The sequence below is a fragment of the Catellatospora aurea genome, assembly GCF_042663325.1.
GTDB classification, from domain to species: domain Bacteria; phylum Actinomycetota; class Actinomycetes; order Mycobacteriales; family Micromonosporaceae; genus Catellatospora; species Catellatospora aurea.
The window spans coordinates 1-15,993 of sequence record NZ_JBHTAC010000036.1; the positions used below are offsets into that span (position 1 = coordinate 1).

Consider the following 15,993-nt stretch of genomic DNA (forward strand, 5'->3'; position numbering starts at 1 on the left):
GTGGGCCAGCGCCGCCGCGGTGACCAGCGCGGCCTCGGCGCGTGGGGCGGGATCCGGTCCGGTCCGCGCCCGGTCGGCCAGCCGCAGCGCGGCGTCGAGGTCGCCGGTCAGCGCGCCCGCCCGCGCCTGCCGGGCGGGTGAGGCCGGGCCGCCCGCGGCAGCGGCGGCGGCGAGCAGGTCCACCGCGAGCGCGGGCTCGTCGGCCAGGACCTCGTCCGCCGCCGCCGCGAGCGCCCTGGTCAGCCGGGTGTCGGCGAGCCCGGCCCGGCGCAGCAGCCGGACCACCGGGAGTGCGGGCGCGCCGCGCTGCAGGTGGAGTTCGGCCAGGCGCTGCCAGATGCTCTCGCGTTCGGCCGTGGGGCTGTGTGCCACGACCGCGTGCCGCACCAGCGGCGACAGCCGGCCGCCGGGCCCGAGCAGGCCCGCGGCGCGGGCGGCCGCGTGGGTCGCGTCCAGCTCGTCGGCGGTGCGGCCGAGCAGCGTGCCGGCGAGCGCCAGCGGCAGGTCCACCCCGGACGCGGCGGCCAGCAGCCGGCGGCGTACGTCGGGGCCGGCGTCGTCGAGATCGGCGGCGAACGGGGCGAGCGCCGCGGGCGGCAGTTCGGGCAGGTCGGCGGCTCGCCGCTCGGGCGCGTCGGCCAGCGCCCGGGCCAGCCGGTCGACGTGGCCGGGCACGCCGGCGGTCTGCGCGTGCGCGAAGCCCACGATCGTCTGCGCCGGGGCTTCGCCGAGCACGGCCGCCAGGTGCGCCGCGGTCTGCTGCTCGCCGTACGGGCCGAGGACCAGGGGCGGGCGGTGCCGGCGCAGCACGTCGGCCAGCTCCGCCAGCCCTGCCGGGCGCGGCCAGGGCCGATAGGCGGCCACCAGCCGGCAGCCGTTGCCGGTGACCAGTTCGCGCAGCTCGTGCAGGCTGTCGGCGGTCAGGGCGTGGGCGTCGTCGACGAGCAGCACGCTGCCGGGGGTACGCGGCGTGGTGCGGTCTCGCCAGTGGTCGATGACGACGGCTCCGGCGGATTCGTGGGCGCGGGCCAGTTCCCGCAGGACGGTGCTCTTGCCGTGGCCGCCGGGGGCCTGCACGGCGAAGCACGCCCGAGGGGGTGCGTCGGCGGTGAGGAAGTCGCGGACGCTGCCGGGCAGGTAGGGGGAGTGGGGGGTCGTCCTCGGGCGGGGCACGGTGGTTCCTTACTGGGCGGGAACGGATGATCCGGTCTGGTCGGCCCGGCCCTGCCGGGCGGCGCGGCCGCGGGCGTGGGCGAACATCGCCGACGACCTTCGGGGCAGGCTCAGGTCGGTGATGCGCACCGGCGGGCGGGGCGGCGCGATGTCGTGCCACGCGCCGGTGTCGGGCGGCAGCGGGTCGTCGTCCGCGACGGCGTGGTGGGCGGCGTGCCGTCGCGGCTCCTCACGCTGCGGCTGCCCGGCGGTGGCGACCAGCCGCTGAGCCACCAGCGCCGCGCCCATGGCCGCCGTCGGCTGGGTGTCGGCGTGCACCGTGACGTCGCCGGACAGCTGCTCGCCGAGCAGTTCGGGCAGCAGCGGCAGCTGTGCCGCGGCACCGGTGAGCAGCACGCCGTCGAGCCGGTCCGGCTCCAGCCCGGCGGCGCGCACGGTGCGCAGCAGGGTGTCGGCGACCAGCAGCAGCATCGGGCGGACCGCCTCGCCGTACGCGGCCCGGCCGACCGGCACCGCCGTCAGCCCGAGCGGCAGCGGGACCAGGACCTCGGTCTCGGCGGCGGTGGTGAACGCCGACCGTGCCCTGGCACAGGCCGCCTGCAGGTCCAGCAGTGCCAGCTGGATCTGCGGGTTCTGCAGGTAGCCGCGCCCGAACTCGCGGGTCAGCCGGGCCCGGACCAGCTCGGCCAGCGCCTCGTCGAAGTCGTCGCCGCCGAGCGGGTCGGCCCCCTGGCGGCAGCTCGGCATGGCGAACCCCGACGGCGTCCGGCGCACCACGGCCGTCTCGAATCCGTTGCCGGACATGCCCAGCACGGCCAGTGTCCGGACGCCGGACTCGCCCCGGGCATGGGCCGCCGCTGCGGCGACGGGTGCGGGCAGCAGGGTGACCTCGCCGAGCCCGATGTCCCACAGCGCCCGCCGGAGCAGGCCGCGGCGGTGCTCGCCCCAGGTCGCCGGATGGCTGACCGCGAGGTGCTCGGGCCGCCGGCCGGTCTGCTCCTGTGCCCGCTCGACGGCCCAGCCGGCCAGCACGGCGGTGAGGGTGTGCGGCAGGCACGGCTCCCCGGCGACGAGCTGCGGCACGTCGTCGCCGACCCGCTGCACGAAGCCACGGGCGATGCGGTGGCCGTCGACCATCGGCCCTTCGGCGACCTGGTCGCCGACGGTGAACGCCCCGTCGGCGGCGACCCGGAGCACGGCGGGCACGGCGTACGCCTGCGGCCCGAGCCGCACGGGCTCGGGCGGGCCCCACGTCCGGTTCGCGAAGCTCGACCTGGCGACGCTCAGATGGGTGCCGCCGAGATCGATCCCCAGGACGTACGACATCAGGCTCCTTCCCCCGAGGGGCGATCGCCGCCCCCGGTGGGCCCCGGCCAGGCCCACGGGGTGTGTATCGCTCCGGCTCCCCCATTCGTTACAGCGGACCTCCCGAACGGTTTCCCACCTCACACCGAACAGGCATCCCCCCACCCCCTAACGCCCGAGTAGGGGATGATCCCCGGCCCCCTGCCGCGGTGATCGGGGCATCGTCCCCGACGCCCGGCGGCCCCGGCGGACCCTACGGTCGGAGCCGATCACGGATCGACCACCGACACCCCGAAGGAGATCGTCTGACATGGACGGACACCAGACGCTGCGCGAATTCGTGCTGGAACTGATCACGGATGCGCAGGCCCGCGCGGCGTTCGAGCTGGACCCGGAGGGCAGCCTGCAGGCGGCGGGCCTCGGTGACCTGACCCCCGCCGACGTGCAGGACGTCATCCCGCTGGTCGCCGATCTCGCGCCGGCCCAGGGCCTGACCAGCCCGGTCCAGTTCGCGCAGAACCTGGGGCTGGACACCCTGCCCGCCGACGGCACGGCCGCCGTCAACCAGCTGCAGCAGCTCGCCGACCTGCTGCCGGTCGGGACGCACTCGGTCAACAGCGACCTCAACTTCGCGACCCTCGGCGCGGTCAGCACCGCACCGGTGCTGTCCGCCGTCACCGGCAGCCTGTTCACGCCCGCCACCCTGAGCACCGGCGCCGACACCACCCTGAGCACCGGGGACGGGGGCGTCGGCCTGACCTCCGAGCACGACGTCTCCGGCACCCTGGACGCCGGTTTGACCGTCCCTGGCCTGACCGGCGCGGGCCTGCTCCCGGCCGGCGGCGACGGCGGGCTGCTGCAGCCGGTCGACGGCGCGCTCGGCGGCGTGGTCGACGGCACCGTCGGCTCCGTCGTCGACGGCGTGGGCGACCTGCCCGTGCTGGGTTCGGTGACCGGTGAGCTCGACAGCGTGCTCGGCGGTGTCGGCGGGCTGACCGGCAGCGTCGACGGCACGCTCGACGGCTCTGGCGGGGTCGGCGGCCTGCTCGACGGGGCCCTGCACGGGACCGCCGGCGTCACCGGCGATCTCGGCTCCACACTCGGCGTCGGCCACGTGACCGGTGACCTCGGCCTGGGCGGCGACGCCCACGCCGGCGGCACCGGCGTGCTCGGGCTGGCCGACGGGCTGCTCTGACCCGGCGGTCGACGCCACCCCGGCGGCCGGACCGCACGGCGACGAACGGTCCGGCCGCCCACTACTTGATAATTCCTCTGATATCGGCAGAATCCATCCCGTGATTGCACCAATCTGGCTTGATGTACTCGACGAAACCGCCCGCCTGAGCGCGGCCCACGGCCGCACCGACCTGGTCGAGTCCGTGCAGCACAAGCGCACCCAGCTGCTGGACCCCCGCCTGCGCGTCGTCGTGCTCGGCGAGCCCAGACAGGGCAAGAGCCAGCTCATCAACGGCCTGCTCAACGCCCCGGCCTGCCCGGTCGGCGACGAGGTCACCACGGTGCTGCCCACCGTCGTCACACACGCCGACACCCCGGCGGCCGCGCTGGTGCAGACCCCGCGTTACCGCCCCGGCGGCCCGGCCGCCGAACCGGACCGCACCCCGCTGCCGGTCGACCAGGCCGCCGCGGCGGTCGGCGGCAAGCTCGGCGGTCACCCCGGCACGGCACATGTCGAGATCGCCCTGCCCCGGGCCCTGCTGGGCAGCGGCATGGTGCTGATCGACACCCCCGGCCTGGACGCCCTCGATCCGGCCCAGCTCGACGCCCTGACCGCCTTCGCCCGCGCGGACGTCGTCCTGGTCGTCTCCGACGTCAACAGCGACCTGTCACCGTCGGAGATCTCGACCATCGGGCGCCTGGCGCAGTCGCACGCCCGCGTCGTCCTGGTGCTCACCAAGACCGACATGTCCGCGCGGTGGCGCGACGTCGCCGAGCAGTCCCGCCGCCGCCTCGCCGCGATCGGCGTACGACCGGCGGTCATCCCCGTCTCCGCCGAGCTGCGGCTGCGGGCCGCCGGCAGCAACGACAGCACCGTCAACGCCGAATCGGGGTTCCCGGCCCTGCTCGCCCGCCTCAACGCCGACCGCGCCGCCAAGACCGACGAGCTGGCCAGGGCCGCCGTCGGGCAGCTCACCCGCACCGTCATCGAGCAGCTGGCCGCGCCGCTGCGCGCCGAAGCGCCCGAGGCGCAACCCGCGCCCGCCCCCGGCCCGATCTCGCGGCTGCACGAGGCCCAGCGCACCGTCGACGAGCTGCGCCGGTGCTCCGTACGGTGGCAGCACACGCTCAACGACGAGATGGCCGACCTGCTCTCCGACCTCGAATACGACCTGCGCGACCGGACCCGCAAGATCCTGCGCAAGGTCGACGAGGTGTTCGACAAGGCCGACCCGCTGTCGGACTGGGACACCTTCGCGCAGTGGCTCGACGAGAACCTGCTCGAAGCCGACGAGGCCAACCAGGGCTGGATGCTGCAGCGCTTCGACGTCATCGGCGCGCGCGTCGCCGAGCACTTCCTCGCCTACGGCTACGGCGTCGACACCGCGCCGCGCTGGTCGCCGCACTCGCGCGACCACCTCACCGAGAACGTTCCGCTCATGGAGCAGCCCTACGTCGAGCGGTTCACCTACGCCCAGAAGTTCTTCACCGGCCTGCGCGGATCGTACGGCGGAATCCTGATCTTCGGCCTCGCCACCAGCCTGGCCGGCCTGCCGCTGATCAACCCGGTGTCGCTCGGCGCGGGCGCCCTGTTCGGCGCGAAGACCGTCCTGGACGAGAGCCGCACGCTGCTCAAACGCCGGCAGGCCACGGTGAAGGCGGCCTCCCAGCGCCACGTCGACGACTTCTTCCTGCTGGTCAGCAAGGACTGCCGGGACATGGTCCGCCGGCTGCAGCGGCTGCTGCGCGACCACTACACGGCACTCACCGAGCAGCTCCAGCAGGAGATCGTCGAATCCCTGCGCCGGGCCAAGCAGGCGGCCGACGCCGACGTCGCCGAACGCGACCAGCAGATGCGACAGCTGGCCGTGCTGCAGGAGCAGGCCCGCCGCCTGGCCGCCACGGGAACGCGCGGATGAGCCGCCACGCCCGCGCCGACACCCTCGACGACGCGGTACGGCAGCTGATGCAGGAAGCCTGGGACCTCAGCGGCGAGGACGCCCGCACCGCCGCGGAACTCGACCACCTGTACGGCCGGCTGCAGGAACCGGTGCGCCTGGCCGTCGTCGGGCCCGCCCGGTCCGGCAAGTCCACGGTGGTCAACGGCCTCGTCGGCGAGCAGGTCGCACCGCTGCCGCTCGGCGACGGCCACGACGTCGTCACCTGGTACGCCGACGGCCCGTCCCCGCGCGTCACCGCCTGGACCGCCGACGGCGCGGCCCAGGAACTCGCCACCACTCGCTCCGTCCACGGCCTGCGGCTGGACCCGCGCCCCACCCGGCGCTCGGGGATCACCGACCTGCGGGTCGCCTGGCCCGCCCGCTCGCTGCGCCACCTGACCCTCGTCGACACCCCCGGCCACGACTCCACCGCGGACGGGCACCGCGCCGCCGGTGAACCCGCCGTCGCCGAGGCCGACGCGGTCCTCTACGTGACCCCGGAGATCCGCGGCGCCGACCTGCAGATCCTGCAGACCGCCCAGGACGGCCCCGTGGCGGCGGCCGCACCCGTCAACACGGTCATCGTGCTGACCCGCGCCGACGAGGTCGGCGGCGGCCGCATCGACGCACTGCTCACCGCCCGCCAGCGGGCCCGCCGCCAGCAGCGCGACCCCGCGGTGGCCGCGATGTGCACGGGCGTCGTCGCCTATGGCGGCCTCGTCGCGCTGGCCGGGCGCACGCTGTCCGACGCCGACTTCACCGCCGTGGCCGCCATCGCCGGCGAGCCCCGCGACACCCAGGACGTCTGCCTGCTGTCGGCCGACCGCTTCGCCGGCGACGACAGCCCGCTGCCGGTCGACGCCGACCTGCGGCGGCGGCTGCTGCACCGGCTCGGCATCCACGGCGTACGCCTGGCCACGACGCTGGCCCGCACCGGCTGCGCCACCCGCGCCGAACTCGCCGCCGAACTCGTGCGGCGCAGCGGCCTGGCCGAACTCCGCGAGGTCGTCAACGGCTGCTTCATCGAACGGCGCACCGTGCTCAAGGCCCGCACCGCGCTGGCGGGCCTGGACCGCCTCGCCCGCCGGCTGCCCGGCCAGGACGGCGTCCACCTGCGCGCACGGGTGGAACAACTGCTGGCCACCGCGCACGACTTCCGCGAGCTGCGGCTGCTCGCGGCGATGCGGGCCGGGCAGGTCGCCTTCACCGGCGAGGCCGGCACGGAAGCGCACCGGCTGCTGGGCGGCCACGGCACCGACGCCGCGGTGCGGCTGGGGGCCGACCACGAGCTGTCCGGCGGCGAGCTGTGGGACCTGACCGCCGACGCCATGCACCGCTGGCAGCAGCACGCCGAGGACCCGCGGCTTGGCCTGCACCAGCGCCGCGCGGCCGCCGCCGTCGTGCGCAGCTGCGAAGGCATGCTGGTCGCCCTGGGCAGCTGACCGCAGGATGACCGGCCGGGTGCCGGAGCACCCGGCCGGAGACCGCTAGGCGGCGCGGTGCGGCTCGGAGCCGCGCGGGCGGAACATGGTGCGCGCCATGATCACCAGCATTGCCAGCAAGCCGCTGAGCAGGGCCAGCCACGACCAGGCCCAACCGACCGTCAAGGTCAGCACCACGAAGCCCGCGAGCGCGGCGAGCCAGATGGCCGCGGTGTAGATGCCGAACCGGGCGGCGGCGGCCGGGTCGCCCGCGAACACGTCGGCCATCTCCTGGTGCTCGCGCTGCAACCGGACCATCCACGGCTTGTGCCGGTTGGTCTGGGTCACGCCCAGGTAGGTGAACGCGACGGCGGAGGCGACCAGCAGCACCCCGGCGGCGACCAGCAGCCCGACCGGCCATTCGGGACGGGCGGCCGCCACGCATCCGGCACCGGCCAGGCCCAGTGTCGCGGCCGCGCCGTAGCCGAGTGCGCGAGCCGCGGGCAGGGGATAGCTGGAGGTGGTCTCCTGCCGCAGCGCGTCGGCCACGATGACGCCGCCGGTCAGTGCCAGCACCGCGGCGGCGAGCGGCTGCCAGCCGTGCACGGCCGTGTCGAGCACGGACCAGACGAGCACGGCCAGCGCCGCTGCCGCCGGCAGCGAGAGCAGCAGTGTTCGGATGACGTACGCCGGTCGTGGCCGCACCCGCTGGTCGAGCCAGGGCGCGGCGGTCGGCGTCGCGGCGGCCTCGGTCACGATCGCGCGGATGTCGCCCAGTTCCGCCATGGCGCGGCGGGCGGCCTCGGCTCCGCTGACGCCGGATCCTTCGAGTTCGGCCATGCGGGCGACCAGGTTGGCGCGCATCTCCTCCTTGAGGTCGCGTGCCTCGGGGGTCATCTCGATTCCGGCGTACGCCTCGTCGAGCAGGCGGTGGATCGCCAGGCTGTCGTCGGTCATCATGGCCGCCTTCCGGGTCGGGGGATGCCCGTGCGGGCGGGCTTGCCCAGTTCGAGCAGGGTGTCGATGAGGCCTCGGGTGATCTCCCAGGCGTTGACGTTGTCGTGGTACACGGCGCGTCCGGCGTCGGTGATGCGGTAGTACTTGCGCCGCCCGCCCTGGGTCTCGTCGCCCCAGTAGGCCTCGACCAGGCCGTCCTTGAGCAGCCGGCGGTAACTCGCGTAGAGGGTCGCTTCCTTGATCTCGTAAGCGCCGCCGGTGGCGTCGCGGATCGTCTTGAAGATCTCGAAGCCGTAGCTCTCGCCCTGGCTGAGGACCGCCAACACGATCGTGTCGGTATGCCCTCGCAGGAGGTCGGCGGCGAACGCGTCGCTCGCCAGGAAGGTATCGCTGTCAGGTATCTCGGGCACGTCGAGTACTGTAACAGATAAAGTACTAGTGCAAGAAGAGTCGATGTGAAGGTCGCCTGTCGCCACGTCAGCGCAGGTCGCGGCGCAGCGGATGGTCGGGGGGCACCTCGACCAGCACGATGGGCACCCTGTCCGGATCCTCGATCCACATCTCGTCGAGGCCCCAGAACTCGCGCCGCGGCTCGCGCACGATCGTCGCGCCCAGGGCCGCGAGCCGCTCGTGCTCGGCCCGCAGGTCGCGCACCTGCAGCCAGATCCGGACCGGCCCGGCGGGTCCGATGTCGGACCGGCCGGACACCTCCAGCAGCCCCTGGCCGAGGAAGAACACCACGCCGGGGTGCTCGGGCGGCCCGAACTCGCGGTACACCGCCAGCCCGAGCACGTCGCGGTAGAAGCGCAGCGACGACTCCAGGTCGGCCGGGCGGATCAGGACGCGGCTGCTGAGAACCTCCATGCCCCCGATCATCGCGCGGCGGAGTCCAGGACCACCGGTGAACCGAGACGACGGCGTCGCGGCATCGTCGAATGTCTCTGTCAGGACAGTCGGCAGATCGACTGATGCTGGACCGTGCATACGACCGCGACCAGCATCTGCTCCATGGGGGATCTACTCCGGTGGCCGGTGCGCGCCACCACGGTGGCACTGGTGTGCGGGCCGCTGCTGGCGGCGTACTGGACGACGCCGTGGGAACTGGCCTGCCTGGCCGCCGCCGGTCTGCTGCACACCGAAGTCGGGCTGTGGCTCTGGCGCGAGCGGCCCGCCGCGCGGATGGGGCCGCTGCTGGTCGTCTCCGGCCTGGTGTGGCTGCTCGACGCCTGGGGCCGCAGCGCACTGCCCGCCCTGTGCGCGGGCGGGCTGATGCTGAGCGTGCTGCACGACCCGATGCACCTGCACGCGGGCCTGGTCGTGACGTCCGGCCGCCTGCGCGGACGGTGGGACCGTGCGGTCGCCGCCGCCGGATACGCCTACTGGCCGGTGCTGGCCGCCGCGGCACTGGCCGCCGGGCAGTTGAGCCTCCCGAACCTGCTGCACCTGCGCGCCCTGACCTATCCCTTGGTCGGCGTGTTCCTGGCCGCTGTGTTCCTGGTCCGCCACCGCCGGGCCGGCCGCGACGACCGGCACGCCTACGCCCCGTTCTGGGCCGCGCTCACCGCCAACGGGCTGTGCACCGCCGCGCTGAGCACCCTCACCTACGGCCCCGGGCACTGGCCCACCGTGCTGTACGCCCTCGGCGCGAGCCTGATCCCGGCCGGCGCCGCGCTCAGCGCCCACCGCGCCGAACGCCGCCGCCTGCTGCAGGCACGCGACCACGAGCGCCGCCGCGTCGAACGTGACGTGCACGACGGGGTGCAGCAGCGGCTGCTCGCCGCCGCGATGATGCTGCGCCAGGACGATCCGGCGCTGGTCGCCCGGGGCGCGGCAGAGGTGGACAACGCCATCGCCGACCTGCGCGACCTGGTCCGCGGCATGAACCCGGCCGCGCTGGTGTGCCACGGGCTGTCCGGTGCGGTGGCCGCCATCGCCGAGCGCGCCGGGATCCCGGTGGCCGTCGACGACCGCGTCGGGCACGTCACCCTGCCCGAACCCGTCGCGACCACCGCCTACTTCGTCACCATGGAGGCCGTCGCGAACAGTGCCAAACACGCGCGGGCGGGCCGGGTCACGGTCACCCTCGCGACCGAGGGCGACCGGGTGGCGGTGACCGTCCACGACGACGGGATCGGGGGCGCCCAGCCGGTGCCCGGCGGGGGGCTGCACGGCCTGCGCGAACGCGTCGAGTCGTGCGGCGGGACGTTCCGGGTGTCCAGCGTCCGCGGCCGCGGCACCGCGGTGCGCGCCGTGCTGCCGCTGGTGGCGGTATGACCACCGCGGTGCTGGCCGACGACTCGGTGCTGCTGCGCAGCGGGCTGAAGCTGCTGCTGGAACGGCACGGGGTCACCGTGGCCGCCGACGTCGGCGACGGCGAGCAACTGCTGGCGGCCGTGGCCGAGCACCGGCCCGACGTCGCGATCGTCGACATCCGCATGCCGCCCACCTTCACCGTCGAGGGCGTACGGGCGGCGCTGGCCGTGCGCCGCCATCACCCCGGCGTCGGGGTGCTGCTGCTGTCGCAGCACCTGGAGCACCGCGAAGCCCTGGCCGTGCTGCAGCAGCCCGGCGGCGGCATCGGCTACCTGCTCAAAGACCGGATCACCGACATCGCCGCGTTCGCCGCCGACGTGCACGAGGTCGCCGCGGCGGGCACGGCGATCGACCCGATCGTGGTGGACCGGCTGCTGCGGCGCCCCCGCGCGGCCGACGGCATCGGTGTGCTGTCACCGCGCGAGCGCGAGATCCTGGCCCGGATGGCCGCCGGGCGGTCCAACGCCGGGGTCGCCGCCGACCTGCACCTGGCAGAACGCACCGTCGAAGCCCACGTACGCAGTGTGCTGGCCAAACTCGGCCTCGCCGACGAGCCGGAGACCCACCGGCGGGTGCTCGCGGTGCTGACGTTCCTGTCGTCCTGACGGCTGCCCGACTCCGATTAGGTGCCTGCACTGATGTGTCGCGACCTGCGGATTTCTAGTGTCGATCACATCAAACGGCACCGAACCAAGGAGAAGGACATGAACGTCCGAACCGTACTGACCCGGCTCGCGCTCGTGACGGCAGTGGTCGGCGGCGCGCTGGTCGGCGTGACGCCCGCGCACGCCGCGGCCACGGCGTCGGTCGTCTGCGACGAGACCATCCAGGTCGCCGAGGCGTCCTGGGACGTCAACACCGGCTGCGCGCTGCTCAACGGCGACCGCGTGCAGATCAACGCCTCCGGGCTGATCTGGGCCGGGGTCTGGTTCACCGGTGACAACGGCCCGCAGGGCTGGACGAACATCGCCAACGACACCAAGTTCCCGATGGCCAGCGCCCGCGTCTACTCGCTGCTGGCCAAGACCAACGGCAACTACCGGTACGCCGGCACGGGTCTGGCGTTCACCTACGCCGGCACCGGTAGCCCGCTCTACCTGCGCATCAACGACGACAAGCCGGGCAACGGCAACGGCGCGTTCACGGTCGACGTGATCGTCACCCGAGGCTGACTAGCCAACAGGCGCGGTCCCGGGAGCGAGCAGTTGCTCCCGGGACCGCCCTCGCATGTGGTCGTACGCGTGGTCGAGACGGCGCCTACCGCCTACCGCCTACCGCCTGCGGCCCAGCCACCAGGTGCAGGCGGCGCTGCTGTCGGAGTGGGGACGCTGCCGGTTCCTCTGGAACGAGGCCGTCCACCAGCAGAAGACCGGACGTAAGCCGACCCTGTGCAAACTGTCCAGGCTGCTCACCGAGGCCCGCGGCCGGCATGTACCTGCTGATGGTCGACGCGCCGAACTGGGGCCAGGACTGGCGGTACGTCATGCGCGACAACGACCAGACGGTCTTCAACGCCACCACCGCCGCGCCCTCACGTGGCATCGATGCGGGCGGATCGGCCCGGCCCGGCAGGCCGGGACCGGGCACACGGCCTTGCCACGGCCTGGCATGCTCGGTCCGTGCCGACCGTGTACCGCAGCAGCAAACGCCATCGCGGCAGCCGCCGACGTACCCGCGTGCTGCGCACGCTCGGCATCGTCGCGGCGATCGCCGTCGTGGCCGGCGCGGCACTGTGGCTGTGGCCGGCCGGGCCCCGCCCGCTGTTCCAGTTGCCCGTCGCGTGCGGCGAGAAGTGGCAGCTGGGCACCTATCCCGGCCACGGCGCGGACGACGTGGACATGTTCCCGATGTCCGGGCAGTCCTGGGGGCGGCCGGTGCTGGCGTCCTACGGCGGCACGGTCGTCGAGGCGGGGATCAACGGCGAGCTGGGCGGGCGTACGCAGAAGAATCCGCAGGGCCCCCGGGGCAGCGGCGGCGGCTACTGGGTGAAGATCGACCACGGTGGCCGGTGGACGACGGTGTACATGCACCTGCTCGAACCGCCGATGGTGGAAGAGGGCCAGGACGTCGAGCAGGGCCGGCAGATCGGCAAGGTCGGCAGCACCGGCGACTCCGGCGCGGCGCACCTGCACTACGAGCAGCGCCGCGGCCTGCAGACCGTGGAGAGCTGGTTCGACGGCGCGCCGTCGGGCATCACGAACGACGACCGGGAGTACACCGTCCTGCGCACCAGCAACAACTGCACCGGCACGAAGCCGTAGCCCGTCAGCGACCCCGGCCCGCGCCGAAGCGGTGCACGGCGGCGCGCCGGCCCCGGTAGGGCGTCCAGCCGTGCGCGGTCAGCGCGGCCGCCCCACCGGCGGCGAACGACAGCCACGCCGAGCGCAGCGGCCTGCCGTGCTCGTGCACGTCGTCCCAGAGCTGCCCGGCCAGCATCGGCACCTGCGCCCACGCCGCTTCGTCGCCCAGCAGCCACGGCAGGTCGCTGCAGTGACCGGCCCGGTACGGCGAGGTCGAGGCCGCGCCGTCGATGCCGTACACGAACACCCGCGCCCCGGCCGCGGCCAGCAGCCTGGCGAACCGTTGCGTCGGCCGGGTGAACGCCGTCCAGGTGAACACGCTGATCAGGCTGTTCTCCACGGCCCGGCCGAGCAGCGGCACCCGCTGCGACAGCGGGCCACCGGCCAGGAAGTACGCCATCTCGCGGCGGGTGGTGCCGAGCACCACGTCGAGATCGCCGGCACCTGCGCGGCACGCGGCGAGCCAGCCGTCGGTGTCGGGCAGCGGATCCGCGCCGGCCACCGGCCCGTATGCCGGGGTGAAGCCGCGTCCGGAGACGTCGCGCTCAGCTGCCTGCTGGGCGGCCAGCACCTGATCGAGCGACGCCGTCAGCGGATCGCCGCCGAGCCGGGCGAGGAAACGCTCGCCCAGCCGGCCGGTGTCGGCCGCGCCGCCGAGGCCGAGTCCCAGCGGCGGGCTCTGCAGCACGACACGGCGGAACAGCGGCCGGGCCGCCGCCACACCCAGCAGGCAGGCGATCGAGTGCGCGCCCGATGACTGCCCCACCAGCGTGACGTTGTCCGGGTCGCCACCCAGGTCGGCGGCGTTGTCGCGGACCCAGCGCAAGGCCTCGATCTGGTCGAGCAGGCCCAGGTTGCCGGGGGAGACGCCCGGCGCGGCCAGGTAGCCCAGCGCCCCGAGCCGGGAGGTGACGCTGACCACGACCACGTCGCCCTCCCGGGCGAGCCCGTCGGTGCGGTAGCGGTCCCAGGAGCCCGCGCCGGACCGGTACGAGCCGCCGTGCAGCCAGACGATCACCGGCCGGCGGGCTCCGTCGGCGGCCGGGGTGACGATGGTCAGGTTGAGGCAGTCCTCGGACTGCACGCCGATCTCGGGCCGGCCGCCGGCGGAACCGGGCCGGGCCTGCGGCTGCGGGCTGACCCCGCCGTGCTCGATCGCGTCGCGCACGCCCGGCCAGGGCTGCTCGGGCACCGGCGGGCAGAACCGCGCCGCGGTCGCATACCGTACGCCGCGCAGCACCGTCAGCCCGTCCTCCCGCCTGCCGCGCAGCATGCCGCCACGGACCGTGACCAGCACGTCCGGCGCGGCCAGGCTGGTCGCGCCGCGCGTTTCGTCACCGGGGGCGGGGGACTGGGAAAGCACTGGTGAACTGGCCTTTCGCTCGGAGGTCGACGCCGCGCCGGCGGCCGGAGGGGCCGTGACGCGACGTCGCCACCATATGCCGGAGACGTCCGTTGATGCACCGCACCGGCAGGCGAGGTCAGCCGGCGGCGAGCGCCTCATCGTCGTGCCGCGCGGCACGCCGCTGCGCGCCCGGCAGCGCCCTCGCGCCCAGCGCGCTCTCCAGTTGCTCCCACCGGGTCACCAGATCCGAGATCATCAGCATCATGACGTCGGGGAACGCGTAGAGGAACGTCTTGTACCGGTAGTGGTCCAGGTAGTACACCTCGACGTCGCCGACGGCCGTGACGGTGGCGGTGCGGGCGCTGAAGAACAGGTCGTGACCGCCCAGCAGGGCCCCGCGGGCCATCGTCGCGCGTTCGTACACGCCGCCGAAGTCGACCTCGACCTGTCCGGCGGCGATCAGGTAGACCCCGTGGGCGGCGTCGTCCTCGCGGCACACGGCCTCGCCCGGGGCGAAGGACAGCTCGTCGAACATCGAGGCCAGCGTCTCCAGTTCGGCGTCGACCAGCGGCGCGAACAGCCGCACGCCGTACGGGTCGACGCCGTCGCGCAGGCAAGCCACCCGCTCTTTCAGGTCGTGGTTGGGCAGGTGGCTCATGCGCATGCGCGCGAACCGCTTCATGCGGTCGATGTCGCGGCGCTGGCGGCGCGGGGTCTCGGCGCTCGGCGCGGTGTAGAGGGACGCGTCGCCGCTGATCCGGGCGGCTTCCCGCAGGCCCGACTCGTAGGCGCTGTGCACGCAGCCCCAGTGGTAACCGTTGGTGGCCTCACCGGCGAAGAACAGCTGCTCGCCGACCGGTTCGGCGAGCACACCGAGGTCCTTCGGGGACGCGTCGACGCCTATGCACGCGTACGAGCCGCGGGCGAACGGGTCGGCCGACCAGCCGGTGCGGGAGACGTGCTCGGGGGCGGGCGCGTCGGGGCCGAACAGGTCCCGCACGACGGTGGCGCTGTAGTCGGCGACCTGCTCGTCGGGCCAGGTCTCCAGGTCGCGGCCGAGCGAGCCGCCGAGCAGCATCACCAGCACGGGTTTTCCGTGCGACTTCCACATGCTGATCACGACGGTGGGGTGGCGGTCGGTGTCGCGGCACAGGTAGCCGAACGCGTACTGCTCCTGCGGCCAGAACGGCTCGGCGAAATGCAGTGCGATCTTGTTGAGGGTGCCGAAGCCCAGCCGGGCGATCGCCGACCGCTTCGCCTCGGGCAGCGGCGGGTCGAAGACCACGGCCCCGGCCTTGAGGACGCCGAGCGGCAGGGTCACCAGCACCTTGTCCGCCGTGAAGTCACCCAGTCCGGTGACGACCCGCACGCTTGCCGCGCCGGTCTCGACCCGGGTCACGACGTGGTCGCGCCGGATGTCCAGGCCGTCGGCGAGCGCGTCCACGACCGACTGGTAGCCGTGGTGCAGGACGCTGTCGCCGTGGCCGTAGACCAGGTAGCCGTCCTCCCAGAATTTCAGCGACAGCCGGTCGGCGTCCTCGGCGACGTCCTCGCGCAGCACGACGTTGAGGTGGTAGCGCACCGCGTGCTCGTCATCGGGGCTCAAGCCGCGGGAGGCGAGGATCTGCCCGATGGCCTCGGCGAGCGAGACGTCCGGGTGCCCGTGCCTGCGGGCGTGGTCGGCGCGCTGTTCGAGGTCGTGCAGCACGCCGTCGGCGAGCTCCAGGGTGCGGTTCTTCGCGGCCTGGCTGGTGATCCGCCGATCGGGGCCGAACAGGTCCAGGTTGTCGAAACCGCCGGTGTAGGAGCTGTCGCCGCCGACGTAGCTGTAGGGGATCTCCAGCCGCTCGACCAGCTCGGTGATCGGGTTGCCTTCGGTGCCGTGGATCCAGTGCGCGCCGAGGTCGACGCCGTCGGCGTCGGTCCAGATGCGCCCGCCGACACGGTCGCGGGCCTCCAGGACGGTGACAGGATGGCCGAGCCCGTGCAGTGCCCGTGCCGCCGCGAGCCCGGAGATTCCGGCCCCGATCACGAGCACGCGTGGCAGATGGTGACCGATTTGA

At 74.0% G+C, this 15,993-nt stretch carries 14 protein-coding genes; 7 read left to right on the plus strand and 7 right to left on the minus strand.

The annotated features are described in order from the left end of the window. Both ACFQO7_RS27325 and ACFQO7_RS27330 read right to left on the minus strand, forming a co-directional pair. On the minus strand, window positions 1-1,173 hold a 1,173-nt coding region (locus tag ACFQO7_RS27325; protein WP_376809056.1), incomplete at its 3' end, for a hypothetical protein. Between the two features lie 9 nt (window positions 1,174-1,182). After that, window positions 1,183-2,499, minus strand: coding sequence for an Hsp70 family protein (locus ACFQO7_RS27330; protein WP_376809057.1), 1,317 nt, complete (start codon window positions 2,497-2,499; stop codon window positions 1,183-1,185). A 289-nt stretch (window positions 2,500-2,788) separates the two neighbouring features. Between ACFQO7_RS27330 and ACFQO7_RS27335 the strand changes: the two genes are divergently transcribed. From ACFQO7_RS27335 to ACFQO7_RS27345, 3 genes are all read left to right on the plus strand, one after another. Then, window positions 2,789-3,673 (plus strand): IniB N-terminal domain-containing protein, encoded by an 885-nt coding sequence (locus ACFQO7_RS27335; protein WP_376809058.1) that lies wholly within the window; start codon window positions 2,789-2,791, stop codon window positions 3,671-3,673. 100 nt (window positions 3,674-3,773) lie between these two features. After that, complete coding sequence (locus tag ACFQO7_RS27340; protein WP_376809059.1) at window positions 3,774-5,573, plus strand: dynamin family protein; 1,800 nt, start codon at window positions 3,774-3,776, stop codon at window positions 5,571-5,573. Beyond that, the gene (locus tag ACFQO7_RS27345; protein WP_376809060.1) at window positions 5,570-7,036 is read left to right on the plus strand and encodes a GTP-binding protein; all 1,467 of its coding nucleotides are present in this window, start codon (window positions 5,570-5,572) and stop codon (window positions 7,034-7,036) included. Before ACFQO7_RS27340 ends, ACFQO7_RS27345 begins: the two co-directional genes overlap by 4 nt. A gap of 45 nt (window positions 7,037-7,081) precedes the next feature. Here the strand turns inward: ACFQO7_RS27345 and ACFQO7_RS27350 are convergent, their stop codons facing one another. The 3 genes from ACFQO7_RS27350 to ACFQO7_RS27360 form a co-directional block, all read right to left on the minus strand. Continuing rightward, on the minus strand, window positions 7,082-7,972 hold the full coding sequence (locus ACFQO7_RS27350; RefSeq protein WP_376809061.1) for a permease prefix domain 1-containing protein: 891 nt from the start codon (window positions 7,970-7,972) through the stop codon (window positions 7,082-7,084). After that, on the minus strand, window positions 7,972-8,382 hold the full coding sequence (locus tag ACFQO7_RS27355) for a PadR family transcriptional regulator (protein WP_376809062.1): 411 nt from the start codon (window positions 8,380-8,382) through the stop codon (window positions 7,972-7,974). Before ACFQO7_RS27355 ends, ACFQO7_RS27350 begins: the two co-directional genes overlap by 1 nt. A 67-nt stretch (window positions 8,383-8,449) precedes the next feature. Then, window positions 8,450-8,836, minus strand: coding sequence for a VOC family protein (locus ACFQO7_RS27360; protein WP_376809063.1), 387 nt, complete (start codon window positions 8,834-8,836; stop codon window positions 8,450-8,452). A 144-nt stretch (window positions 8,837-8,980) separates the two neighbouring features. Between ACFQO7_RS27360 and ACFQO7_RS27365 the strand changes: the two genes are divergently transcribed. The 4 genes from ACFQO7_RS27365 to ACFQO7_RS27380 all read left to right on the plus strand — a co-directional run bounded on the left by ACFQO7_RS27365 (window position 8,981) and on the right by ACFQO7_RS27380 (window position 12,546). Continuing rightward, complete coding sequence (locus ACFQO7_RS27365; RefSeq protein WP_376809064.1) at window positions 8,981-10,246, plus strand: sensor histidine kinase; 1,266 nt, start codon at window positions 8,981-8,983, stop codon at window positions 10,244-10,246. Beyond that, on the plus strand, window positions 10,243-10,890 hold the full coding sequence (locus tag ACFQO7_RS27370; RefSeq protein WP_376809065.1) for a response regulator transcription factor: 648 nt from the start codon (window positions 10,243-10,245) through the stop codon (window positions 10,888-10,890). Before ACFQO7_RS27365 ends, ACFQO7_RS27370 begins: the two co-directional genes overlap by 4 nt. Window positions 10,891-10,989: 99 nt before the next feature. Further along, the gene (locus tag ACFQO7_RS27375; protein ID WP_376809066.1) at window positions 10,990-11,457 is read left to right on the plus strand and encodes a hypothetical protein; all 468 of its coding nucleotides are present in this window, start codon (window positions 10,990-10,992) and stop codon (window positions 11,455-11,457) included. A 447-nt stretch (window positions 11,458-11,904) separates the two neighbouring features. Then, complete coding sequence (locus ACFQO7_RS27380; RefSeq protein ID WP_376809067.1) at window positions 11,905-12,546, plus strand: M23 family metallopeptidase; 642 nt, start codon at window positions 11,905-11,907, stop codon at window positions 12,544-12,546. Between the two features lie 4 nt (window positions 12,547-12,550). Here ACFQO7_RS27380 and ACFQO7_RS27385 read toward each other — a convergent pair whose 3' ends face one another. Further along, window positions 12,551-13,948, minus strand: a complete 1,398-nt coding sequence (locus tag ACFQO7_RS27385; protein WP_376809068.1) for a carboxylesterase family protein — start codon at window positions 13,946-13,948, stop codon at window positions 12,551-12,553. 118 nt (window positions 13,949-14,066) lie between these two features. Beyond that, entirely contained in the window at window positions 14,067-15,968 is a 1,902-nt protein-coding gene (locus ACFQO7_RS27390; RefSeq protein ID WP_376809069.1) for an FAD-dependent oxidoreductase, read from the minus strand. Between the last annotated feature and the right edge of the window lie 25 nt (window positions 15,969-15,993).